Origin of the sequence: Aromatoleum sp., assembly GCF_035254505.1 — a bacterium.
Taxonomy (GTDB): Bacteria; Pseudomonadota; Gammaproteobacteria; order Burkholderiales; family Rhodocyclaceae; genus Aromatoleum.
Map to the genome: position 1 here is coordinate 49,447 of NZ_DATFAO010000091.1, position 21,447 is coordinate 70,893.

General features: G+C 63.9%; 23 protein-coding genes. 2 read left to right on the top strand and 21 right to left on the bottom strand.

Features of this window, described 5'->3' with window-relative positions:
* Genes bioC through bioA form a run of 4 tightly spaced genes read right to left on the bottom strand, consistent with a single transcriptional unit; the run spans position 1 to position 4,022 of the window.
* Complete coding sequence (gene bioC / locus VJ673_RS19010) at positions 1–807, bottom strand: malonyl-ACP O-methyltransferase BioC (RefSeq protein WP_324127731.1); 807 nt, start codon at positions 805–807, stop codon at positions 1–3.
* The gene (locus VJ673_RS19015; RefSeq protein WP_324127732.1) at positions 800–1,540 is read right to left on the bottom strand and encodes an alpha/beta fold hydrolase; all 741 of its coding nucleotides are present in this window, start codon (positions 1,538–1,540) and stop codon (positions 800–802) included. The genes bioC and VJ673_RS19015 overlap by 8 nt, the downstream gene beginning before the upstream one ends.
* On the bottom strand, positions 1,537–2,706 hold the full coding sequence (gene bioF, locus VJ673_RS19020) for an 8-amino-7-oxononanoate synthase (RefSeq protein WP_324127733.1): 1,170 nt from the start codon (positions 2,704–2,706) through the stop codon (positions 1,537–1,539). Before bioF ends, VJ673_RS19015 begins: the two co-directional genes overlap by 4 nt.
* On the bottom strand, positions 2,703–4,022 hold the full coding sequence (gene bioA, locus VJ673_RS19025; protein WP_324127734.1) for an adenosylmethionine--8-amino-7-oxononanoate transaminase: 1,320 nt from the start codon (positions 4,020–4,022) through the stop codon (positions 2,703–2,705). The genes bioF and bioA overlap by 4 nt, the downstream gene beginning before the upstream one ends.
* Positions 4,023–4,147: 125 nt before the next feature.
* Between bioA and yaaA the strand changes: the two genes are divergently transcribed.
* Both yaaA and VJ673_RS19035 read left to right on the top strand, forming a co-directional pair.
* Complete coding sequence (yaaA, locus tag VJ673_RS19030; RefSeq protein WP_324127735.1) at positions 4,148–4,933, top strand: peroxide stress protein YaaA; 786 nt, start codon at positions 4,148–4,150, stop codon at positions 4,931–4,933.
* A gap of 27 nt (positions 4,934–4,960) precedes the next feature.
* Positions 4,961–6,088, top strand: a complete 1,128-nt coding sequence (locus VJ673_RS19035; RefSeq protein WP_324127736.1) for a M14 family metallopeptidase — start codon at positions 4,961–4,963, stop codon at positions 6,086–6,088.
* A 42-nt stretch (positions 6,089–6,130) separates the two neighbouring features.
* On the opposite strand, the gene serB is transcribed toward VJ673_RS19035, so the two are convergent.
* The 17 genes from serB to VJ673_RS19120 form a co-directional block, all read right to left on the bottom strand.
* On the bottom strand, positions 6,131–6,961 hold the full coding sequence (gene serB, locus VJ673_RS19040; RefSeq protein ID WP_324127737.1) for a phosphoserine phosphatase SerB: 831 nt from the start codon (positions 6,959–6,961) through the stop codon (positions 6,131–6,133).
* The gene (locus VJ673_RS19045; protein ID WP_324127738.1) at positions 6,961–8,037 is read right to left on the bottom strand and encodes a 3-deoxy-7-phosphoheptulonate synthase; all 1,077 of its coding nucleotides are present in this window, start codon (positions 8,035–8,037) and stop codon (positions 6,961–6,963) included. Before VJ673_RS19045 ends, serB begins: the two co-directional genes overlap by 1 nt.
* Positions 8,038–8,116: 79 nt before the next feature.
* Positions 8,117–9,274 carry an NAD(P)/FAD-dependent oxidoreductase gene (locus VJ673_RS19050; protein ID WP_324127739.1) on the bottom strand — a complete coding sequence of 386 codons (1,158 nt, stop codon included), beginning with the start codon at positions 9,272–9,274 and terminating at the stop codon, positions 8,117–8,119.
* Positions 9,275–9,364: 90 nt separating this feature from the next.
* Entirely contained in the window at positions 9,365–9,529 is a 165-nt protein-coding gene (locus VJ673_RS19055; RefSeq protein ID WP_015436016.1) for a rubredoxin, read from the bottom strand.
* A gap of 64 nt (positions 9,530–9,593) precedes the next feature.
* Positions 9,594–10,079 carry a rubrerythrin family protein gene (locus VJ673_RS19060; protein ID WP_324127740.1) on the bottom strand — a complete coding sequence of 162 codons (486 nt, stop codon included), beginning with the start codon at positions 10,077–10,079 and terminating at the stop codon, positions 9,594–9,596.
* A gap of 176 nt (positions 10,080–10,255) precedes the next feature.
* Positions 10,256–10,627, bottom strand: a complete 372-nt coding sequence (locus tag VJ673_RS19065) for a toxin-antitoxin system TumE family protein (RefSeq protein WP_324127741.1) — start codon at positions 10,625–10,627, stop codon at positions 10,256–10,258.
* On the bottom strand, positions 10,624–10,896 hold the full coding sequence (locus VJ673_RS19070; protein WP_324127742.1) for a hypothetical protein: 273 nt from the start codon (positions 10,894–10,896) through the stop codon (positions 10,624–10,626). The genes VJ673_RS19065 and VJ673_RS19070 overlap by 4 nt, the downstream gene beginning before the upstream one ends.
* Before the next feature lie 9 nt (positions 10,897–10,905).
* Complete coding sequence (locus tag VJ673_RS19075) at positions 10,906–11,442, bottom strand: nitrous oxide reductase accessory protein NosL (RefSeq protein ID WP_324127743.1); 537 nt, start codon at positions 11,440–11,442, stop codon at positions 10,906–10,908.
* Positions 11,439–12,254, bottom strand: coding sequence for an ABC transporter permease (locus tag VJ673_RS19080; protein ID WP_324127744.1), 816 nt, complete (start codon positions 12,252–12,254; stop codon positions 11,439–11,441). The genes VJ673_RS19075 and VJ673_RS19080 overlap by 4 nt, the downstream gene beginning before the upstream one ends.
* Before the next feature lie 4 nt (positions 12,255–12,258).
* A complete protein-coding gene (locus tag VJ673_RS19085) occupies positions 12,259–13,200 on the bottom strand; it encodes an ABC transporter ATP-binding protein (RefSeq protein WP_324127745.1) in 942 nt (313 codons plus the stop codon).
* Entirely contained in the window at positions 13,172–14,458 is a 1,287-nt protein-coding gene (locus VJ673_RS19090) for a nitrous oxide reductase family maturation protein NosD (RefSeq protein ID WP_414635673.1), read from the bottom strand. Before VJ673_RS19090 ends, VJ673_RS19085 begins: the two co-directional genes overlap by 29 nt.
* Entirely contained in the window at positions 14,455–14,883 is a 429-nt protein-coding gene (locus VJ673_RS19095) for a transcription regulator (RefSeq protein ID WP_324127746.1), read from the bottom strand. The genes VJ673_RS19090 and VJ673_RS19095 overlap by 4 nt, the downstream gene beginning before the upstream one ends.
* Before the next feature lie 18 nt (positions 14,884–14,901).
* Positions 14,902–17,085, bottom strand: a complete 2,184-nt coding sequence (locus tag VJ673_RS19100; protein WP_324127747.1) for a 4Fe-4S binding protein — start codon at positions 17,083–17,085, stop codon at positions 14,902–14,904.
* Positions 17,086–17,318: 233 nt separating this feature from the next.
* Entirely contained in the window at positions 17,319–19,265 is a 1,947-nt protein-coding gene (gene nosZ, locus VJ673_RS19105) for a TAT-dependent nitrous-oxide reductase (protein WP_324127748.1), read from the bottom strand.
* 147 nt (positions 19,266–19,412) lie between these two features.
* A complete protein-coding gene (locus VJ673_RS19110) occupies positions 19,413–20,678 on the bottom strand; it encodes a hypothetical protein (protein ID WP_324127749.1) in 1,266 nt (421 codons plus the stop codon).
* On the bottom strand, positions 20,675–20,890 hold the full coding sequence (locus tag VJ673_RS19115; protein ID WP_324127750.1) for a DUF2249 domain-containing protein: 216 nt from the start codon (positions 20,888–20,890) through the stop codon (positions 20,675–20,677). The genes VJ673_RS19110 and VJ673_RS19115 overlap by 4 nt, the downstream gene beginning before the upstream one ends.
* Positions 20,887–21,336: a hemerythrin domain-containing protein gene (locus tag VJ673_RS19120; protein ID WP_324127751.1), complete on the bottom strand. Its 450-nt coding sequence runs from the start codon at positions 21,334–21,336 to the stop codon at positions 20,887–20,889. The genes VJ673_RS19115 and VJ673_RS19120 overlap by 4 nt, the downstream gene beginning before the upstream one ends.
* Between the last annotated feature and the right edge of the window lie 111 nt (positions 21,337–21,447).

A 21,447-nucleotide genomic window follows, 5' to 3' on the forward strand; every position in this document is an offset into this window, starting at 1 on the left:
TCAGGACTTCTTCAGCGTGAGAAGGATCAGATCGTAGGTGGCGGGCAGCAGGCCGTCTAGGCGCCGGTGGGCTTCGTAGCGGTCCGCCAGCGTGTTCCACGCCGCACGGCCGAGAGGCTGCCGGCGACGGTGCTCGCCGACCGTCTGTGCGCCGATCGACTTGATGTCTCGTAGCAGTCGGCGCAGATCGGGGGCGAGGGCGAATGCGTCTTCACGCGCGTCCGCAACGGGTTGCAGGCCATGGTTCCTGGCTGCGGCCAACCAGAAATCAGCTTCGTGAAAGCGGATCACGTGTTCGGCTTGGTCGATGGCGGCGAAGGCTTCGCGCAGCTCCCACAGCGTACGAGGCCCGAGGGTGGCGATACACGCGATGCCGCCCACCTTCAGAACGCGCGCGAGTTCGGCGAGACTCCGATTGGGGGCGCACCATTGCAAGGCGAGGCTGGACCATACGAGATCGAAGCTGTCCGATGCGAGCGGTAAAGCTTCGAGGTCGCCGCATACGGGCAATATTGGATTGTCGTTCGGGAACGCCGTGCGCACGACCTGCTCGAGCATCGCCGGAGCAAAGTCGACGGCGACGCTGGAGGCGTCGGGAAAGGCGCCGTTGAGGATCTTCAGGCCATAGCCGGTGCCACAGCCGGCGTCGAGGACGCGCTCAGGTCTCGTGCCTTGCAGAGCGGTCAGTGCGAACGCGGCAAGGCGATGACAAATCTCGCGCTGAACGGCGGCGGCCTGGTCGTAACTCGCCGCTGCACGATTGAAGGCAGAGCGTACGGAGTGCTTCCCGACGCAATCTTCAGGCATTGCAGGCCGCGGCGAGTTGCTCGGCACATACGTCGGGCCGGGAAAGGAAGGGGGCGTGCCCACATTTGTCCAGTACCATCAGGCGGACCAACGGAAGTGCGTTTGCGAGCCAACGGGCCGCGCCGACGGGCATCAGTGCGTCGGCGGCGCCGTGGATGAGCGTGACGGGCTGGCGAATCCCCGATGGGATGGCGCGCTGATCGGAGCTTGCAAGCAAGCGGAGGCCGCGCGAGAGGGCTGGCAGGCGGGTACCGTCGATTCCGATCAAAGCTTCGGTAAGGGCATTGCCGACAGCGCGGCGGTGGGCGTCGCCGAGCGTTTGCAGCGCAATGAAACGCTTCAGCGTGACTTCGGGTGCGGCCTCGAAATTATCGATGAACTCTCTGACGGTGCCTGCGGCCAGCCCGTGGGGCCAGTCTTGCTCGTCGACTGCGACAAAGCGTGGCGAACTCCCGATCAGGACGAGACGCGAGACTTTTTCGGGACGATAGCGGGCGAGGTTCATCGCGATCATGCCACCGAGCGACCAGCCACAGACGACCGCGCCGTCGGGCAGTGTCGGCGCGAGCACATCGGCCCAGTCGGCGATGTCGAGCGAATCGGGGGGCGCGCCGCCTCCATGACCGGGAAGCGCCGGTGTGTGGAGGTCGAGCCCGGAGGGGAGGGCGGGCAAGAAGTTTCGCCAAACGGCTGGGGTCAGGCCCCAGCCGTGTAGCAGCACCAGCGGAGTCATCTTGAGCGCTCCAGACGCCGCAGCGCGGCGGCGAGTCGCTCGACGTCAGCGACGCTGTGGGCGGCGCTCAGGGAGATGCGCAGGCGGGCGGTGCCAGCCGGTACTGTAGGCGGCCGAATGGCTGGAACCCAGATTCCTTCATCCCAGAGGGCTCGGGCAACAGCCAAGGCTTCGGCGTTGTCGCCGATCACGACCGGCTGGATCGATGTCCTGGAATTCATCAGCTGCCAGCGTTCGAGGTGAAGTTCGTTGCGCAGGACGCGGATCAGTGTGTCGAGGTGGGTTCGTAGAGCATCACCGTGTTCGATGCGGTGGAGGCTTGCCAACAGACCCTCCGCGAGGGCGGGAGGCGCACCGGTGGTGAAGACGTAGGGGCGAGCGGTCTGCATCAGCCACTCGACGACATCGGCGTTGCCCGCAGCAAAGGCTCCGGAGACGCCGGCCGCCTTGCCGAGCGTGCCGATGTAGATCAGACGCCAGGAGTCGAGCCCGGCCTCCCGGAGCGCGCCTCGTCCCTGCGGGCCGAGTACGCCGAAGCCGTGCGCGTCGTCGACCATCAGCCAGGCATCGTGTCGTTCCGCGAGTTCGAGCAGGTCGGCGAGCGGGGCGACGTCGCCATCCATGCTGAACACTGAATCGGTGACGATCAGTTTGCGCTTGGCTGTCGAGCCCGAGAGCGCGCGTTCGAGGGCCGCGAGGTCGCTGTGTGGATAGCGATGCAGGTCAGCGCGGGACAGCAGCGCGCCGTCGACCAGGGATGCGTGGTTGAGGCGGTCGGCGAATATCGCGTCGCCCCGTCCGACCAGCGCGGGAACGACGCCCGTGTTCGCCATGAAACCAGTCGAAAAATAGAGCGCGCGTTCGCAGCCGACAAAGGCCGCAAGCCGGGCTTCGAGTTTGTCGTGAACCGTGTAGTGGCCGCTGACCAGATGGGACGCGCCAGAGCCGGCGCCCCAGCGTTCGACGCCACGCTGCAAAGCCTGCGCGATCGCAGGGTCCGCCGCGAGGCCGAGATAGTCGTTGCTGCAGAATGCCAGCATGTCGCGTCCATCGACGCATGCGTGGGGGCCGCAGGGCGAGTCGAGGCTGCGGCGGACGCGGCGCAGCGCGCGTGCATCGAGTTCCGCCAGGTTCGCTTTCACGTCGTCGAGGAGCTTGGTACTCACGCGAGGACCTCGTCTAGCGCGGCGCCGGCGCCGTCGACGAGATGTGCGATGAGTGCATCATCCAGGACGTAGGGCGGCATGAAGTAGATGGTGTTGCCGATGGGGCGCAGCAGCACGCCGTGGTCGAGCGCTGCGCTGAAGAACCGGCCGGAGAATCCCCGCTCCGGCGTGTCGATGTCGAAGGCCGCGATCATGCCGCGTTGGCGCAGATGCCGGACTGCCGGATGGTCGCCGAAGCGGGCCTGCAGTGCTTTGCCTAGCTTGTCGGCGCGCTGCCGGTTGGCGTTGAGGACGTCGTCCTGCTCGAAGATGTCGAGGGTCGCGAGGGCCGCGCGGCAGGCGAGCGGGTTGCCGGTGTATGAGTGGGAGTGCAAGAAGCCGCGGACCGTCGCGTCGTCGTAAAAAGCCGCGTAGATGTGGTCGGTCGTCAGGACGAGCGACAGGGGAAGATAGCCGCCCGAGATCCCCTTCGACAGGCAGATGAAATCCGGCCAGATACCCGCCTGCGCGCAGGCGAAGAAGCTGCCGGTACGGCCGCAGCCGACGGCGATCTCGTCGGCGATCAGCAGCACTTCGTAGCGGTCACACAGAGCACGCGCAAGGCGAAGGTATTCCTCGTCGTACATCACCATGCCGGCCGCGCCCTGGACGAGGGGTTCGACGATGAGGGCGGCAGTTTCGTGGTGATGGTCTGCGAGGTGGACTTCGAGCTGAGCCGCGGCGCGACGGGCAACGTCAGCCGCGGATTCGCCGGGCTCGGCGAGGCGGGCGTCCGGCGTGGGGACGATGCTGCCGGCGCGGACGAGGGGCGCATAGGCATCGCGGAAGATCGCGACATCTGTGACGGCGAGTGCCCCGACGGTCTCGCCGTGATAGCTGCCGGCGAGGCTCACGAAGCGCGATTTTTCGGGGCGTCCGAGATTGCGCCAGTAGTGCGCGCTCATCTTCAGCGCGATTTCGGTCGCGGAGGCGCCGTCGGAGGCGTAGAAGGCGTGTCCGAGACGATGGCCGGTCAGCGCGGCGAGGCGCTCCGACAGTGCGACGACCGGCTCGTGCGTGAAACCGGCGAGCATCACGTGCTCGAGCCGTTCGAGCTGATCGCGCAACGCGGCGTTGATGCGGGGATTGCAGTGGCCGAAGAGATTGACCCACCACGAGCTGATCCCGTCGAGGAGGCGGCGCCCGTCAGCATCGTGCAGCCATGGCCCTTCGCCGCGGGTAATCGCCACCAGTGGCAGAGCCTCGTGTTGCTTCATCTGCGTGCACGGGTGCCAGACGGCGGCAAGCGAGCGTTGGAGCAAATCGGGGCTGGACATCGGGTTTCCTGCGGTGGTGCGGTCGGCAAATGTGGCGCAAATGGGCGCGCCGTGTCAAACATGCAAGGTCTCGCGGGGATGCGTTTTGCTACCATGTAATGCTACCGACAATAAAGACGACTCCAATGATCTTCGTCATTTCCCCCGCAAAAGCCCTCGATTTCGAAACACCTTCCATCACCTCGACCTTCACGCAGTGCGATTTCCTGCCCCAGGCATCCGAGCTGATCGGAGTGTTGCGGCAAAAATCTCCTGCCGACATCGCTGCCTTGATGGATCTTTCCGACCAGCTCGCGACGCTCAATGTTGCACGGTATGAGAGCTGGTCGCTGCCTTTCGACCCGTCGAACGCCAAACAGGCGGCGCTCGCGTTCAACGGCGACGTGTATGAAGGACTGGATGCGAAGACGCTGTCTCAGGCGGATCTCGAATGGGCGCAGGCGCACCTGCGGATCCTGTCAGGGCTATACGGCATTCTGCGCCCGCTCGATCTGATCCAGCCATACCGGCTCGAAATGGGCTCTCGTCTTGCGAATTCCCGCGGGGCAAACCTGTATGCGTTCTGGGGTGACACGCTGACGCTGAAGCTGAACGAGTTGATCGCGGCAGAGCGTGAAGCCGGGCAGGAGGGCCTCCTGGTGAATCTGGCGTCAGATGAGTACTTCAAGTCGGTGAAGGCGCGGAAGCTGTCGGCGCGCGTGGTTACGCCCGTTTTCGAGGACTGGAAGGGCGGGCGCTACAAGATCATCAGCTTCTACGCCAAGCGTGCGCGCGGGCTGATGAGCCGGTACGCGATCCGGCACCGGCTGGACGACGCGGAAGGGCTGAAGGGCTTCGACAGCGAGGGTTACGTCTTCGCGCCGGAAGCTTCGGACGATGCGACGCTGGTGTTCCGGCGTCGTGCCGATTGACGTAGGGATGATCGAAAGGGCCTGGCCGTGAGAATCAGCCAAAATTTCGATTCCGGCGCGATCGAGGTGCTGAGCCTCGACAACCCGCAGGATATCCGCCTGCGTTTGCGCGCGGACAATGCAGCGGAGTTTCGCCAGTGGTTCCATTTCCGCGTGCAGGGTGCCGAGGGGCAGGGCTTGCGGATGGTGTTCGAGAACGCCGCGGAGGCTGCCTACCCGGACGGCTGGCCGGGCTATCGCTGCACGGCGTCCTATGATCGCCGTACGTGGTTTCGCGTGTATGCGACGAGCTACGAGGACGGACAACTGGTCGTCGAGCATACGCCAGAGCGGAATAGCGTCTATTACGCCTACTTCGAGCCCTATTCCTACGAGCGACACCTGGACATGCTCGGCTGGGTGGAAGTGTCGCCTTTTGCGAGCGTCGACAGCCTCGGTGCAACAGTCGAGGGGCGGGAAATCGACCGCATCGTCGTGGGCCGGGATTCGCCGGCGCGGTTGCCGATCTGGATCATCGGCCGCCAGCATCCGGGTGAGACGATGGCGGAATGGTTCATCGAGGGGCTGCTCGAGCGATTGCTAGATGCTGCGGATCCCGTAGCCCGTCACATCCGCGAACGCGCCGTGCTGCACATCGTGCCGAACGTGAATCCGGATGGTGCGATTCACGGCAACCTGCGCACGAACGCCGCCGGCCGCAACCTCAACCGTGAATGGCTGGCGCCGGACCTAGATGCAAGTCCTGAAGTGCTGCATGTGCGTGCCGCGATGGAGAAGGTGGGCTGCTCGCTCTTTCTCGACATCCATGGGGATGAGGCGCTGCCTTACGTGTTCTTTTCGACGGCCGAGGAAGTGCCGGGATTCACGCCTGAAATGGCGGCGAAGCAGGAGCGGGTCATCGCGGCGCTGAAGGCGGCGAGCCCGGACTTCCAGACCGAGCACGGCTACAAGCCGGGGCGATTCGGTGAGGAACTGCTGACGCTGGCGAGCAAATGGGTCGCGCACCGCTTCGGCTGCGTGTCGCTGACGCTCGAGATGCCGTTCAAGGACAACGCGAACCTGCCGGATGGGAACGTGGGCTGGAATGGCGCGCGCAGCAAGCGGCTGGGGGCTGCGATGCTGAACGCGATCCTCGCGCACGTTGAAGCGCCATAAGGGCAGGTCGGTTATCGGGCCCGCTTCCGGGCCCGTCGACGATCATGCGAAGAGGTTCAGCAGCCCGTCGAGACCGACGTAGTCGAGTCGGCAGTCTGCAATCTCGCGCAGCACCGGCTTCGCGTGGTAGGCGACGCCGAAGCCAGCTTCACTAAGCATCGGGATGTCGTTTGCGCCATCGCCGGCGGCGATCACCTGATCCGAACGCAGACCGAGCCGCTCGCGCGTCGTGCGCAAGTGCTCTGCCTTGGCGGCGCCATCGACGACTGGTCCGGTGACTCGGCCGGTGAGGTGTCCGTCGCGGACTTCGAGCTGGTTCGCGTAGGCTTCGTCGAAGCCCAGGCGTTCCTTCAGACGCTCGGTGAAGTAGGTGAATCCGCCGGAGACCAGCACCGTGTGGATGCCGGCTCGCTTCAGCCCCTGCATCAGTCGCTCGGCACCCGGATTGAGGCGGAGACGGTGTTCGTAGACTTCGGTAAGTGCCGATTCCGGCAGGCCGGCGAGCAGGCTCACGCGGCGGGTGAGGGATTCGGTGAAATCGATCTCCCCGCGCATTGCGGCCTCGGTGATAGCGGCGACTTGCGCCTTCAGGCCCTGCATGTCGGCGATTTCGTCGATGCACTCGATGTTGATCAGCGTCGAGTCCATGTCCGTGACGAACAGTCCGAAATCGCCGAGGCGGCGTTTGGCGTCGATCCAGGCCCAGTCGAGCTGGGCCTTCTCGCACACGTCGGCGATGTCGGGATGCTGGGCGGCCGCGATGACGCGGAAGGCCTGCGGAGTAATCTGTTCGATGGCGCGGGCGCCGGCGAGCTTTGCAACCGTCTTCAGGGCAACCGAATCGACATCCTCGCCCTGTACCACAAGATTCATTAGGCAATACTCCGGCGTTGAAGTGCTTCGCGGAGCACCTTGTCGGCCTTGCGGATCATCTCTTCGGTCGTGTCCCAGCCGACGCAGGCGTCGGTCACCGAACAGCCGTATTTGAGCTGCGACAGGTCGACCGGAATCGGCTGGCTGCCGGCCTCCAAGAAGCTTTCGATCATCAGGCCGACCACGGATTGGTTGCCTTCGCGGATCTGGTGAATGACGTCCTTCATCACGAGCGGCTGAAGTTCGGGCTTCTTCCAGGAGTTGGCGTGCGAGCAGTCGACGACGATGTTTTGCGGCAGCTTGGCCTTGGCGAGCGCCTGCTCGGCGAGCGAGATCGACACAGTGTCGTAGTTCGGACGGCCGCCGCCGCCGCGCAGCACGACATGTCCGTAGCGATTGCCGCGGGTGCGGAGGATCGCCGACTGGCCCTTGCCGTTGATGCCCAGGAAGCTGTGCGGATGCGAGGCCGAGACGATCGCGTTGATGGCGACTTCGAGGTCGCCATCCGTGGCGTTCTTGAAGCCGACGGGCGTCGACAGGCCGGACGACATCTCGCGGTGCGTCTGGGATTCGGACGTGCGGGCGCCGATGGCGGTCCAGGAGATGAGGTCGCCGTAGTACTGAGGCGCGATCGGGTCGAGCGCCTCGGTCGCCGCGGGCAGGCCGATTTCGTTCACGTCGAGCAGGAAGCGGCGCGCCTTCTCCATTCCTTCGTCGATGCGGAACGAGTCGTCCATGTGGGGGTCGTTGATGTAACCCTTCCAGCCCGTCGAGGTGCGCGGTTTTTCGAAGTACACGCGCATCACCAGCAGCATAGTCTCGGAGACTTCGTCGGCGAGCACTTTCAGGCGACGGGCGTAGTCCAGGCCGGCGACGGGGTCATGGATGGAGCAGGGGCCGACGACGACGAACAGGCGGTTGTCCTTGCGATCCAGGATATTGGCGAGGGCTTGGCGACCGGCAAGTACCGACGCGGCGGCGCGATCGGTCAGTGGCACACGTGCCTTGATCTCCTCCGGGGAGGGCATGTGATCAAGGGCGAGAATGTTCAGGTTTTCAGTCTGGGCAACGGGCATGGCACGCTCCGGGGTGCGGCGAAGAGCGGAATTGTAACCCGAAGCGCGTCCCGGCCGGGACCGTGGACGCGCGGCGGGTTTAGCTGAGGAGAGCGGGCATTCGCGTCGTGAGGCCCTGTTTGCGGGCGGTGGCGGTGCCGAGTAGCGCGAAGCCGAGCGAAGTTTCGTCGCTCCCCACATATAGGGCCTCGAGGCCGCCGCCGTCGTCGGTCGCCGCGATCTGCCAGCTTCCCTGCGCGTTGAGTGCCGGTGGGCAGACGACGGTCGGGCAGGCGGGCGTCTTCACGACGACGGGCATCGGCGGGTAGGTGAGCGGTGTCGGCTTGCCGGCGAGGGTGGCCGCGAGGGCCCGGGCCTGGTTCATGATCGGCATCACGAAGGGGAGCACGAGGCCCTCGACTTCCGCGCAATCGCCCAGCGCATGGATGTGCGAGACCGTGGTTTCGAGCATGCGGTTGACGACGATTCCGCGGTTCGTAACCAGCCCGGCGGCTTTCGCGAGCTCGATGCGAGGCCGCAGGCCGACTGCGGAGAGGACGAGATCCGTCTCGAGCACTTCGCCGTTGGCAAGGGTGACACGATATTTCGTGCCGGCACGTTCGACCGAAGTCGCCGAGTTCCCCATGCGGAAGGCGATGCCCGCCGCCTCGAGCCGGGCCTGCATCCATTGTCCCGCCTCTTGGGGCAACAGCCGGCCGAGTGGCCGCTCGGCGATGTCGATCACGGTGGGTACGACGTTCCGTGCAAGGAGGTCGTTCGCGAACTCGCAGCCGATGAGACCGGCGCCGAGCACGACCATGCGTTCGACGCCCTGCAGGCGTTCGGCGAAGCGTGCGAAGTCGTCGAGATCGTTCACGGAAAGAATGTCGGCTGCGCCATCGCCGGCAATCGGCAGGCGGATCGGGTCAGCGCCGAGCCCGAGGACCAGGTCGCGGTACGCGATTCGGTTGCCGTCCGCCAGGATGAGTTCCTGCGTTGCGGTTTCGATGCCGGCGATCGCCGTATGCGGACGGATATCCACGTGGAGTTCTTCGGCGATCCGGGCTGCCGGTTTCATGACCAGGGTGGCAGCCGTCTTGTGGCCGGAGAACGCGTTCGAGAGCATCGGCTTGGAGTAGAAATCCGCCGTGTCGCGGCTGACGACGACGAGTGGCGTATCCCGGTCGAGCTTGCGGAACTCGCGTGCGAAGGTGTAGCCGGCAAGACCGCTGCCTACGATGACGATCGGCGGATTCATCTGCGGATTCTCTCTGTACGTTATTGGTTTTATTGCGAGGTCGGGCTTCGGAAGCCGGGGCGGAGCGTCGTGTCGCCGCCCCGGCGTCGGTCAGATTTCGATCATTTCGAAGTCGGCCTTGGCAACGCCGCAGTCCGGGCAGCACCAGTCTGCGGGGATATCGTCCCAACGCGTGCCGGCCGCGATGCCTTCGTCCGGCATGCCCTCGGATTCGTCGTAAATGAAGCCGCACACGATGCACTGATATTTTTTCATGATGTTCCTTTCTGTCATGTCCAGTCTGTCATGTCCAGTCTGTCAGGGTTGGGCGAAGGGGCGTTCAGGCCGAAATGCGATCGAGCACTTGCTGATAGTGGTTGGCATGTCGCTCTTCCACCTTGGCGAGCGCGGCAAACCGCTTGGCCGCACGTTCCAGCACCGCCTTGAACTGCGCCGCATGTTCCTTCGACTCCTCGATCTGCTCATCGATCTCCTTGACTGCGGCCTCGTTGCCTTCGGCAACTGCAGCGTGGCGGAAGCCAGGATACATCTCGGTGTACTCGTAGGTCTCGCCTTCGATGGCGAATTGCAGAGCACGGGCAGGACTCATCTTCTCCCGCGGGTAGAGGAGGTCGAGGTGGCCGAAGGCGTGCATGACTTCCTGGTCGGCCGTGGCTTCGAAGGCCTTCGCGGTCTCTTCGTCGCCCATTTCGCGGCACAGTTTCGCGAAGTAGCGATATTTGATGTGCGCCATCGATTCGCCGGCGAAGGCGGACTCGAGGTTCTTGATCGTGACCGATTCGGGATTGTGGAACGGGGTAGCCATGGTGCCTCTCCTTGTGCGTGGTGCGTCGATGGAGAGGATGCTACCGAGGCTCATTCAATAACCAAAATTGAATGAAAAAATACGAGTGATAGGCGTGCGCTATTTATGGGGCGCGCCCGCGCCGGATCGAGCAGCATTTCTCTGCATCGGCCCGACGGCGAGGATAGGAATGCTGGCTACGGCGCTGCGACCGGCGGCCGGTGCCCGAGCAGGGGGTCTTTCAGGAGGGCAGCGACGAGCCGCGTGAGGTTTTCTGCGGGCGTGCTCTCGGACTTGGTCACCGGGTCCGCGACGACCCGGCCGTCGGCCTGATGGAGGTGGTTCGGAAACGTCTTGAGTCCCTCGTGCAAGGGAGCAGTGTCGATTCCGAGTTCCGCCCCCTGGAAGGTCCAGCGCAGGGAATAGGCGTCAGGTGCGGGGTAGCGGACGGTCAGCTCCGTGCCGTTATCGAGTTGCACGATCAACGCGTCCTGCTTCTGATGGGTCGCCGACAGATGCGCGCCGAAGGCGACGTGGAGGGCGTCGGCAAGTTCAATATGGAGGCTCATGGACGTCCGACCTCCTTGAGGCAATCAGCCAGCAGCGCGCGAACCGTCTCACGGGTGTCCGCGAGGACCCGGGCGCTCAGGTAGTGTTCGTAGGCCGGGTGCTCATCGATCTTCCCGGTGTAGATCTGTTCCATCAAGGCGATTTCGTCATCAACACCATATCGCGCGAGGATGGCGCTGCGGTTCTCGCGAAGCTCGTAGACCAGCCGAGTGAGCTTCTCGAGCTCCACCGCGTCGGCCGGGTCCATGTCCTGATAGAAATTTGCCATGATCGTCACTCACATCTTGCTGTCATGCAGCGCGCCGCCGTCGAGCACCGCCATGTCGGGCGTGATGCCCGAGAAGGGGAATACCTTGCCGCCGTATTTTTCGGCGAACTTCCGCGCGTCCGCCTCCTGGCCGAAAGAACCGATCGTCGGTCCCATCGAGCCTTGCCGCGAGCTGCCGACGACGTACCACGCTGTCTTGGCGTCGACCCAACCGTCCTTGGGCGCGTCCCAGTCCGCCTTGCCCATGTCCTGAACGAAGACGGCCCGCACGGCCCGCACCTGTTCCGGCTTCAGGTAGATTGCGAAGAGCTCCATCGTGTCGCAGAAGAATTCGGGGTCGGGTTTGTCGGCATAGAGGATTTGGGCCTTCGGACCGGGGTAGTCGCTGAGCAGCATGCCGTCCAGTGAACAGGCGGTGCTCCTGTCAATCTCCGCAGCCACTGGTGCGCCTTGGCCCGTACCCGACGGGCCGCAGGCCGAAAGGAGCATGGCTGCGATCAGGCCGATGAGAACGCCGGATATGCGGCGCGATGTTCGATGGATCATTTGCGGAATCTCCATGCTGCGACGCCCAGCGGCGCTGCAATCCAGCCGGCCATGACGAGGCCCAGCAGCCACGGTTCGGCGAGCGCGCGGGGGAAGACGGTCGCGAGTCCGTATAGCGTGCGGACGTCGTCGAGGGAAAAGATGTTGAGGATGCGGAAGACGTCGGCCGGGTTCAGCAAGAGGAGGTAAGGGAAGGCCTCGCCGCCATACTTGCCGCCGGTGACCACGAGCGCGCCGAGCAGGATCAGGTCGAATACCAGCACGAAGAAGAACCACAGCGCGATCGCGAGTCCCGACGCGCGGGTGCGGTCGGCGGCGAACACCGAGGTCATCACTGCGAGGCTGAGGAAGGCGAGACCGAGCAGCACCGAGCTGATGATGAAGCCGGCGTAGTGGAGCAGAGAGGCCGCCTGCAGTTGCGCCGATAACACGACGCCGACGAGGCCGAATCCGACGACCGTCGAAAACGCCAGCGCCGCGGCGAGCCCGAGATACTTGCCGAGGAGCAGCTCGAAGCGGGTGATGGGCATCGACAGGAGCAGATCGAGCGATCCGCGCTCCCGTTCGCCGACGACCGCATCGAAGCCGAGCACCAGCGCGATGAGCGGCACGAGGTAGATGACGAGGCTGACGAGGCTCGCGATCGTGAATTCGATCGAGCGGAAGCCGACGGTGCCTTGCTGGGCGCCGCCAAAATAGGCAATGACCAGCGCAAACACCGTAAATACGAGAGCGACCGCGAGCACCCAGCGGTTGCGGATGCGGTCGCGGAATTCCTTGCCGGCAATGGTGGCGATCTGTCGCAGTTCCATGAGGTCAGTCCGAGAAGCCGAAGAACACGTCCTCGAGCGAGGGTTCGTGCACGTGCAGGTCGAGTACCTTCGCGCCGAGCGACGTGAGCGCGTTCATGACCACCATCTTCGAGTCGCGCCGGCATTCGACGGCGACGTGATCGTCGCGCGCCTCGATGGCAAGCACCGGCAGCCCGCCGAGGACCGCGCGCACCTGCTCGAAATCCTTGCGCGCGAGGCGTACGCGGAACCACAGCGGCAGATCCATCTGCTCGCGCAGCGCCTGGACGGTGCCCGTTGCCTGGATCTTCCCGCTGGCCATGATGGCGAGGCGGTCGACGCGTTCCTGAATCTCGGCAAGGATGTGCGAGGTCAGGATCATTGTCACGCCTTCGGCCTTGAGGCGGCGCAGGATCACGTAGAACTCGCGGATCGCCTCCGGGTCGAGGCCGGTCGTCGGTTCGTCGAGGAAGAGGATGCGTGGATCGCCGAGCAGCGCCTGCGCAAAGCCGAGTCGCTGGCGCATCCCCTTGGAGTACTCGCGGACCCTGCGGCGGGCCGCTCCGCTGAGGCCAACGCGATCGAGGATCGGCGCGCACTGCTCCGCAGCCACGCCCTTGAGTTTCGCGAAGAATTCCAGCGTCTCGATGCCCGTGAGGTTGTCGTACAGCACCACATTTTCGGGCAGGTAGCCGATCTTTCGGCGCACGGCGCGGAAGTCCCGTCCCGTAACGGCCGCTCCGTCGATTTCGATCTCGCCCGCAGTGGCGGGGATCAGTCCGAGCATCATCTTGAAGAGCGTGCTCTTGCCCGCGCCGTTATGGCCGATCAGGCCGAACACCTCCCCGGGCATCACGGCGAGGTCGACACCGTCGACGGCGCGCACCGCGCCGTAGTGCCGCGCCGCGCCGCGTACGGCGATCACGGGGGCGCCCGTCTTAGCGGGCGCCGGGGAAATACTTGCCAAGCCAGTCTCTCCAGTTGTCATGGGCAGGGCTCATCTTTGGCGTCGGATCTACGACACTCGGGGCACGCAGCAGCGGAAACTGCCGGCCGACCAGGCGCAGCGTCTGCACGGCAGGGCTCGCGAGCAGGAGCTTCATCATCGGGTGCTGCCACGACAGCCGGTCGACGATGTCGTTCGCTTCATACGGGATGTCGCCCTTGCCGTCGTCGTTGCGATCCCAGCCAAGGTAATTGCTCCAGTAGTTTCCGTCCTTGACGCCCCACAATTCGTCACGCGCGCCGATATAGCGGACCTGTTCGCGATTGCTGATGAAATCGTTGTCCTCGACGGTGTTGTTTTTCGACCCCGCCGATAGGTGCACGCCGACGACGTTGTCGATCACGAGGTTTCCGCGCAACGTGTTGTACTCGGCGTCATAGATGAAGAAGCCGCGGGTATTGCCGGCCACGATGTTGTTTTCGATAACGGAATCCTGGATCGTGCGCAGCATGATGCCGTGATCCGAGTTGCCCCACGTGCGGTTGTTGCGAACGATCTGGTTGCGCACTTCCATCAGTGCCAGGCCGCCGCGATTGAGGTACACCTCGTTGTCTTCCCACAGGTTGTAGTAGGAATTCATGTAGTGCGTGCCGTAGCGGGAATGGTGCAGGCGATTGCCGCGAAACACGGCATGGTGCGAGACGTCGATATAGAGCGCGTCGCGCACGAAACTCACCTGATTGCCAATGATCTGCGCGCCGGTCGTGTTGTAGAGCTGGATGCCGTTGCCGCGGCTCGCCGAGCGATAGTCGCGTTTGCCGGTGATGACGTTGTTTTCAATGCGGACGTCCTTCACCTTTTCGATCCAGAGTCCGAACAGGTTGTAGGTGAGATCGCAGGCCCGGACGACCGCGCGGTCGGCGCCAGGCTGGATGTAAACGCCGGCATTCTGTGCGCCGAGATCGTCGCCCGAATTGCTGATGATCAGCCCTTCGACGACCACATCCGTCCCGACGACGCGGATCACGTCGCCGCGGCCGTCGCCGTCGAGCGTCGGCCGGTCGATACCGCGAAGGGTCAGGGGCTTCTCGACGCGCAGGCGCTCGTGATAGCGCCCGCGCGCGAGCAGGATCGTGTCCCCGGCCGCAGCATGGTCGATCGCCGTCTGGATTCTGTCCCCGGGGGAAAGGCGCCAGACTTCTGCCGCTGCGGGAGCACTGACGAGCAGCGCCAGACTGACGGCTGAGACAAGGTGCGTGACGCCCTTCGCAAAGCTCACGGCGTCAGAAGGCCCAGCGACTTCAAGCCGATGAACAGCGTCGCGCCAATCAGCAGGTTCTTGAAGCCGACGTAGCAGACCATGTCCATGGTGTTGGCGACGCGATAACGCCGGCCCCACCACGGACCGTCCTTCACGTAGGGCTTGGAGCCCAGGCGCACGACGACTTCGAACACGCTCCAGCCGAACCACCAGCCGATCAGCGCACCAGCCTCCATCTGTCCCATGGCTGCCAGGATCCAGACGACACTCGCTGCGAGTCCCAAGGCCATGCTTGCGGCCTGCATCGCCCGCTGGCGCTGGAAACCGTGGTGACTCCAGGGCCACAGGTGATCCCAAACTTCGGCAGCGATCAGCTGCGTCACGCTGCTCGCCGCCGCATAGGGGGGCTCAGCGGGATCGGTCGGCATTGTCGGATTGACCATTACAGACTGCTCCGGAAATCAGTGGTTCGATGCCGCGACGTCGGTGGGAGCCGCGACTGGCTTGATCGGGATGAAATAGCCGTCGGCGCCGATCGGCGTCAGGACGAGTCCAGCCTTCGTGCGGCGCTTGCGCTCCTGCGACAGCGGGGGGCAAGCATGGGCATCGGTGTACAGAATCATACAGTCGAGGCAGTGCAGGCACTCGCGGTGATCGATGCGGCCGTCCGCGTCGATCGCCTGCGAGCCGCACTCGACCGCGCACGCTTTGCAGGAGTTGCACTCCTGCTTTCGCTTGAGCCCGAACCAGCGGAAGGTCGAGGGCATCGCGAGCGACGCGCCGAGCGGGCAGAGGTACTTGCAGAACGGGCGCTCGATGAAGATCGACAGGCCGAGCAACGTCGACGCGAACAACGTATAAGGCCAGCTACGGTTGAAGAGGCCCACCAGGAAGGTCGTCTTGAACGGTTCGATCTCGGCGAGCTTTTCGGCCAGCCCCATCGAGAAGACGGACACCGTCAGCAGGCCGAAGAAGACGCCGTACTTCACCCACTTGAGCCGGTTGTGCCACTTGCGCGGCAGTTGGAACTGGAAGCGCTTCAGGCCCACCAGGCGGCCGATCCGGAACAGCAACTCAGACAGGGACCCGAAGGGGCACAGCCAGCCGCAGAACAGCCCCCGTCCCCACACGAAGACCGTGATGATGATGAAGATCCAGAACAGGAAGATGAACGGATCGGAAAGGAACAGTTCCCAGGTCCAGTGGAAGAGCAGCGCGTGGAACCAAGTCAGGACCTGCGTCACGGAAGGCTGCGCGAGCATGCCGAAGCCGACAAAGCCGATGCTGATGAGCCAGCCGCTGTACTTGAAGGCGTTGACGGGCCACTTGCGCTTGCGCGTCGCACGGCGCGTCAAGCTGTCACGCAGCGCATAGACGGTCGCGACGGCAAGGAGCAGTGCGACGAACAGGCCGATCTCGACCGCGCGAGTCTTCCACACGCGGAGCCACGGCGCATCCGGCTTCACGACCTCGGGCCGTCCGCCTTGCAGATAGGTTGCCGGCAGCCAGTATTCGGTGTCGAAGTTCGCGAAACTGCGGGCGCCGGTCGCGCGGTCGACCCGGTTGCCGAGAAAGACGAACTTCCACGGGTAAGCCGCGGAGAAAGCCTTCGAGCGGATGATGAAGATCGACGATTCGGAGAAGGCCGGGGCGCCGGGCGCCGCGATGCCATACAGATTCGCCGCGTCCAGATCGCGGAAAGTGAAGGAATCGCCGTCCTGGCGGATCTGGACACGGTCGTAGATGCCGCCGCGCACGAAGCCCGAACCCTTGAAGGACTGGGTGCCGTTGGTGCGGATGACGAAGAGCGCGTGCTCGCCTTCCTTCAAACTGGCCATCAGGCTGCGATAAGGCCCGTCGCCGAGGATCGCACGACCGATGTCCGGCTGATTGAGGTAGCCGAACCAGAGCTCGATGAAGGGCTTGTCCCCGCGCGGCGTTCCCACCTGCTCGTTACTGACGACGAGACGTTGGACGCTGCCTTCCTTCACGAGCGTCGCCCAGTCCGGTTTCGCGCCCGTCTCGAGGAGTTTCGCCTGCTCGCGAATCGTCGGCTTGAGGATCCCCACCTGTCTTGCGACTGCGGAGCCCGATTTCATCATCACCTGGTTCTGCGCGATGACGGTCACGGTGGCGCCGGAGATCGCGTCGAGTCCGATGATGTTCTCTTCCGGCCGCGACTGGCCGATCTCGATATTGCTGCCGATGAATTTGCCGAGATACTGCTGATTGAATCGGACCAGCGCCGATTCAGGGATCCCCAGGAGCAGGATCGGTTCCGAGTGCTTGAGGATCTTCACGCCGACGAAGTGCCCCTGCGTGTCCATCCCCATGAGCGTAATCACCGGCTTGCCGGAATAGGCGGGCGTGTCCGTGATGTCGGTCGACAGCATCACATAGCCGACGAGCTTGCGTTGGCCGTTCTGCTCGGAATACCCCTCCACGTAAGGAGGCTGACCCTTGCGTTCGGAAAAGACCGTCGCCCCGGGCAGCACTTCGGTGCAGGGGACGTACTTGCACAGATCGGGCGAGCTGTTCATCTCGGCCGGCAGCTTCGCCTCATACGTGTCGGCGAAGACGGAGGAGGCTGCAAGAAAGACGACGAGGGTGAGGAGGATCTGGCGAATCACGACCGGGAGCTTCATCACGGTTACCGTTGGTGAGATTGCCGCAAGTCTAGGAATTCCGCCCCGAGCTGTAATTGTTTCCCGTCAAGTTCATTTGGGGAAAGGTACTTTGCGTGAGGCGACTGCGTAAGCGCAGAAAAAAAGAGGGGCTCGAAGCCCCTCTAAAACAGTCACCCATCGGGGCCCCCATTTCGGGGGGCGGGCACCAGCGCCGGAATCCATGCCATCCCGGCGCGGTTCGGTCGGAGCGCTTACAGCTCCACGATCATGCGGCTACGCATCTCCAGGTGCAGTGCGTGGCAGAAGTGGGTGCAGTAGCACCAGTAGATGCCGGGCTTGTCAGCCTTGAAGGTCACCGACTTGGTTTCCTGCGGGTTCACGATGAAGTTGATGTCGTGCTTCGGAATCGCGAAGCCGTGCGTCAAATCCTCGACCTTGTCGTGGTTGGTCACGATGATCGTGACCTCATCACCCTTCTTGACGGTGAATTCAGGCAGGCTGTACGCGGGCGCCTGACCGGTGATCTTCACGGTAACCTTCTTGCCTTCGCGGAACACGCCCGAATCCTTGGGATCCTTCACCGCGTTCGGGAACTCGTCCATGTTGTAGACCTGACGAGTCTTGATGATGTCGCGGCGGACCACGATCGAATCGTGCGGCTCCGACAGCACCGAGTGGTCGGCGACGAGCTTCATCTTGTCGCCGCTGATGTCGATCATCTGCGCCGTCTCCGGGTGCAGCGGGCCGACCGGCAGGAAGCGGTCCTTCGAGAACTTGTTGTCCGAAATGAAGAACTTGCCGTCGGCTTCCTTCGTTTCGCCCATCGACGTGAAGCCGTGGCCCGGCTGGTAATGCACGTCGATGCGGTCGAGCACCACGGTGACGTTCTTGTCGCCCTTGTAGGCCTTGATCGCGGCTTCGACGTTCCACTTCACGATCTGGCTGTCGAGGAAGAGGGTCGTGTAAGCGTTGCCCTTGTTGTCGAAACCGGTATGCAGGGGGCCAAGGCCGATCTCAGGCTCGGCGACGACGGTGTCGCGCGGCTCCTTGATTTCGCCTTCGAACCACTTCAGCACCAACTCATGCTCGATGACCGTGGCCGTCGGCGAGAGCTTGCCCGAGCACGCGTAGTACTTGCCGTCCGGGCTGATATTCACGCCATGCGGGTTCTTCGGGATCGGCACGTAGCACGTCAGCGCCGTCTTCGGATCGGCGTTGGCCTCCTTGCGGCCGTCGACCACCGGCACCTTCGAATCGCCGATGTAGGTCACCTTGCCGGCCTTCACCGCTTCTTCGATACGTGCGACGTTGAAGAAGAGGCAAGCGTCCCGCTCGACCGACATCATTTCGGCGTAATGGACACCCATCTCGGTGTTGTACTGGTTCGTCGCCGCCAGCTTGCCGTCGTAGGACGTCGCCACGAGGTCGCAGTTGCCGTCGATCAGCACCTGCCAGCGGACCTGCATCGTCTCAGAATCGACGCAGGTGAAGAGCGAACGATAGTCGGCCGTCTTCTCGATGTTATGGCCGTTGTTCGGCAGCGGAATTGAGAACTCGGCGCCGCAGAACACGCGGGTCGTGTGGTTGATCGAGGCGTCGACCGGGTCGCGCTTGTCCGGGAAGGTGCCGTGGAAGCCCTGGACGTTCGGCAGTTCGGTGATCTTGTCGCACTCCATCGTGTCGAGACGCACACGAGCCAGGCGGGAGTTGATCTTGTCGTTGACGAACAGGTATTTGCCGTCATACGTGCCATCCGTGTAGGACGGATGCACGTGGTGGGTGTCGCCGGTATGGTACTTCAGGCTACCGTCGGGCTTGGTGCCGATGATCGCCTTCGATTCGTTCGTGATCCCCCAGCCGACGAGGCAGTCGGTGTTGAACACCGGGATGCCTTTCAGCTCGCGGCCCGAAGGCAGGCCGTAGATGCGGACGTTGCCCGAATGGCCGCCGCTTGAAAACGAGTAGTACGTATCGAGCTGGCCCGGCGGGACTTCATACTTCCCGGCCTCCGAAGCTGCGGCAGGAGCGGGGGCGGGCGCCGCAGCGGGAGCGGTCTTCTCCTCCTGCTTGCAGGCTGACAATCCGACGGTCATGCTTGCGCCGGCAAGGCCTGCAAAGGCGGCGGTGTTGAGGAATTTCCGACGGCTCACGTCTGGTTGGCCGTCCTGCTTCTGGTCCTTGATACGGTCCTGGCTCATCTACGACTCCCTTCTGATAATCGAAACATGGATGCCTTGGCGCACTTCGCGAATCTGGCAATCTGCAAGCTGGGAGGCACTCTAGGGACCGGAGAAGGGGAAATCCTTGATCCCGGTTAAGAATGAAAATTTGTCGCGATAGCGCGCTCAGGCGGCCGCGCGAACGGCGCGGTAGGTGCGCAGCACCTTGATCGTGTTGGCAGCAAGCAGGGCGAACTCCGCGATCAGCACCAGGCCCGCGATCCGGATGCCCAGGGGGTGCCCGACAACCGTCGCGGTGAGTAGCACTGCGATCGCAGCGCCGTGAAGGGAAAGATGGCGCTTCACCTGCGCATCCGGCTGCAGCTTCTTCATGTTCGGCGCCTTGCCCAGATCCTGCGTCAGATGAAGCCAGGCGAGAAAGGGGATGATCTTGTACAACATCCCCACGATCACGCTGACGAAGCCGCCATGCAGGATCAGTATGCCGGCGAGCACGGGCCACAGTACCCCGTCCGAACGCTGCGCGAGCAGCACGCAGGCGAGCCCCGCGATGAAACACCCCATGCCGAGCTGGAATGCCCGCATCGTCACATCCGGCACCGTGCGGCGTGACTGGCGCTGCAGGCGGACAGTGGTCACAGCAAACAGGAAGCACGCCGCCGCGATCGCCAGCAGCAGTGCGAACTCGGTTGCATCGTGTCCGGTGAGCACCGCAACGCTCCACGCGACGAGCACTGCACCCGTGCCGGTTGCCCAGAAGCGGGTCATGTGAGTCGGATAATTCGGCGTGATCTGAAACATCGGCACCACGACCCAACTCGTGGCCGCCAACAAGATCCCGGCACCGCCGAGCATGGCCCAGCCGATATGCAGCTTGAGCGCCGTCAGCAGGGGGAGGGAGACGCGGCCCGACACTGCGAGAGCGAGCGAAATGCCGAGCGCCACGGCAACACCGAAGCCGCCGAGCGCAAGGCGCAGATCGCGCGGAGTCGCCTGCGCGACGGGCGCCCGACGCAGACCCAGCGCCGCGGCAATCAGAAACAGCGTGAGCGCACCGCCGAGGAGAACCATCGCGGGCAGCAGCACGACCTGCAAGCCGGCTCCGAGTCCTAGTGCGAGCAAAGCGGCGCCGATGCTCAGGCCGCCGTGAACGAGCGCCGAAACGGTCCCGGATAGCGGGATCACCGCGCCGGCGACGACCGGCAGTACCTGGAGCAGTGCGCCAAGCATGACCGACAGCATGAAACCGACCGCAATGAGGTGCGTCAGCGCGAGCGCCCCAGGGGTCCAGCGCGAATCGAGCAGTTCAGGCATCCCCAACAGCAGAGCCCCGGCGGCCACTCCGAACAGCGGTGCCGTAAGGAAGAAGCGCAGCGGCGTCGAAAAGCACGGCGCCGCATCGTAGCTGAGGCTCTGGCCAGGTGGCATCATGGACAGTCGATCCTCACTTCGACCGAGCCGTCATCCTGCACGCGACTCTCGTGCCGGTATCCGTCCCGATCGAGAAGCCGCAGCAGCGGGTGCGGCATCCGATCGAGGAGAAGGAGAAAACCTTCCCCTTTCTGCAGGTCGGCAATTGCGTCCATTGCCAGTTCGAAAGGCTGGGGAGGCTCCAGGCCCCGCGCGTCGATCACCCTCGTCATGCCTGCGCGCCGGCACCGAGCCGGCCCTTCAGGTCGGAAGAGAGCTCCGCCCCGGGCAGATGCGCGTCGCACATCGGATACAGGATGTTCTCTTCTTTCATGTTGTGCTGCTGCATCAGGATCAGCAGCGTTTCCGATTCGCCGGCATACTCGTCCGCGTCGTGGTTGCTCAGAGCTTCCTGCATCCGCTCGAGGGCGCTACGCATTTCGGCGTGCTCTCCACGCATGACCTGCGTCGGTCCTCCAGCCATGCCGGTCGCCGCCTCGAACTTCGGAAACAGGATCGACTCCTCGGCGTCGAAGTGGGCCTGCAATCCCTCAACAAAGGTTTGCAGCGCGCTCTTGGCGTCATCCCATTTCCCTTTGGAAACAGCGGTTTCGGCGCGAGCAAAGGCCTCGTCGCAGGCACGGTGGTCATCGGTCATCAGGGCGGTAATCTGGGTCATGGTCGGCTCTCCGGTCAGGTGTCTCAATTGTCCGAGATCCAATGTCTCCCTCCTTGATCAGTATCAAACGGGTCCAGATTCCGCTGAAGTTACTTTTTGAGCTGGCAGCAA

Coding starts and splice junctions, on each gene's coding strand:
- bioC (WP_324127731.1), bottom strand. CDS start 807: ATGCCTGAAGATTGCGTCGGGAAGCACTCCGTACGCTCTGCCTTCAAT.
- VJ673_RS19015 (WP_324127732.1), bottom strand. CDS start 1,540: ATGACTCCGCTGGTGCTGCTACACGGCTGGGGCCTGACCCCAGCCGTT.
- bioA (WP_324127734.1), bottom strand. CDS start 4,022: ATGTCCAGCCCCGATTTGCTCCAACGCTCGCTTGCCGCCGTCTGGCAC.
- yaaA (WP_324127735.1), top strand. CDS start 4,148: ATGATCTTCGTCATTTCCCCCGCAAAAGCCCTCGATTTCGAAACACCT.
- serB (WP_324127737.1), bottom strand. CDS start 6,961: ATGAATCTTGTGGTACAGGGCGAGGATGTCGATTCGGTTGCCCTGAAG.
- VJ673_RS19045 (WP_324127738.1), bottom strand. CDS start 8,037: ATGCCCGTTGCCCAGACTGAAAACCTGAACATTCTCGCCCTTGATCAC.
- VJ673_RS19050 (WP_324127739.1), bottom strand. CDS start 9,274: ATGAATCCGCCGATCGTCATCGTAGGCAGCGGTCTTGCCGGCTACACC.
- VJ673_RS19055 (WP_015436016.1), bottom strand. CDS start 9,529: ATGAAAAAATATCAGTGCATCGTGTGCGGCTTCATTTACGACGAATCC.
- VJ673_RS19060 (WP_324127740.1), bottom strand. CDS start 10,079: ATGGCTACCCCGTTCCACAATCCCGAATCGGTCACGATCAAGAACCTC.
- VJ673_RS19065 (WP_324127741.1), bottom strand. CDS start 10,627: ATGAGCCTCCATATTGAACTTGCCGACGCCCTCCACGTCGCCTTCGGC.
- VJ673_RS19070 (WP_324127742.1), bottom strand. CDS start 10,896: ATGGCAAATTTCTATCAGGACATGGACCCGGCCGACGCGGTGGAGCTC.
- VJ673_RS19075 (WP_324127743.1), bottom strand. CDS start 11,442: ATGATCCATCGAACATCGCGCCGCATATCCGGCGTTCTCATCGGCCTG.
- VJ673_RS19080 (WP_324127744.1), bottom strand. CDS start 12,254: ATGGAACTGCGACAGATCGCCACCATTGCCGGCAAGGAATTCCGCGAC.
- VJ673_RS19095 (WP_324127746.1), bottom strand. CDS start 14,883: ATGGTCAATCCGACAATGCCGACCGATCCCGCTGAGCCCCCCTATGCG.
- VJ673_RS19100 (WP_324127747.1), bottom strand. CDS start 17,085: ATGAAGCTCCCGGTCGTGATTCGCCAGATCCTCCTCACCCTCGTCGTC.
- nosZ (WP_324127748.1), bottom strand. CDS start 19,265: ATGAGCCAGGACCGTATCAAGGACCAGAAGCAGGACGGCCAACCAGAC.
- VJ673_RS19110 (WP_324127749.1), bottom strand. CDS start 20,678: ATGATGCCACCTGGCCAGAGCCTCAGCTACGATGCGGCGCCGTGCTTT.
- VJ673_RS19115 (WP_324127750.1), bottom strand. CDS start 20,890: ATGACGAGGGTGATCGACGCGCGGGGCCTGGAGCCTCCCCAGCCTTTC.
- VJ673_RS19120 (WP_324127751.1), bottom strand. CDS start 21,336: ATGACCCAGATTACCGCCCTGATGACCGATGACCACCGTGCCTGCGAC.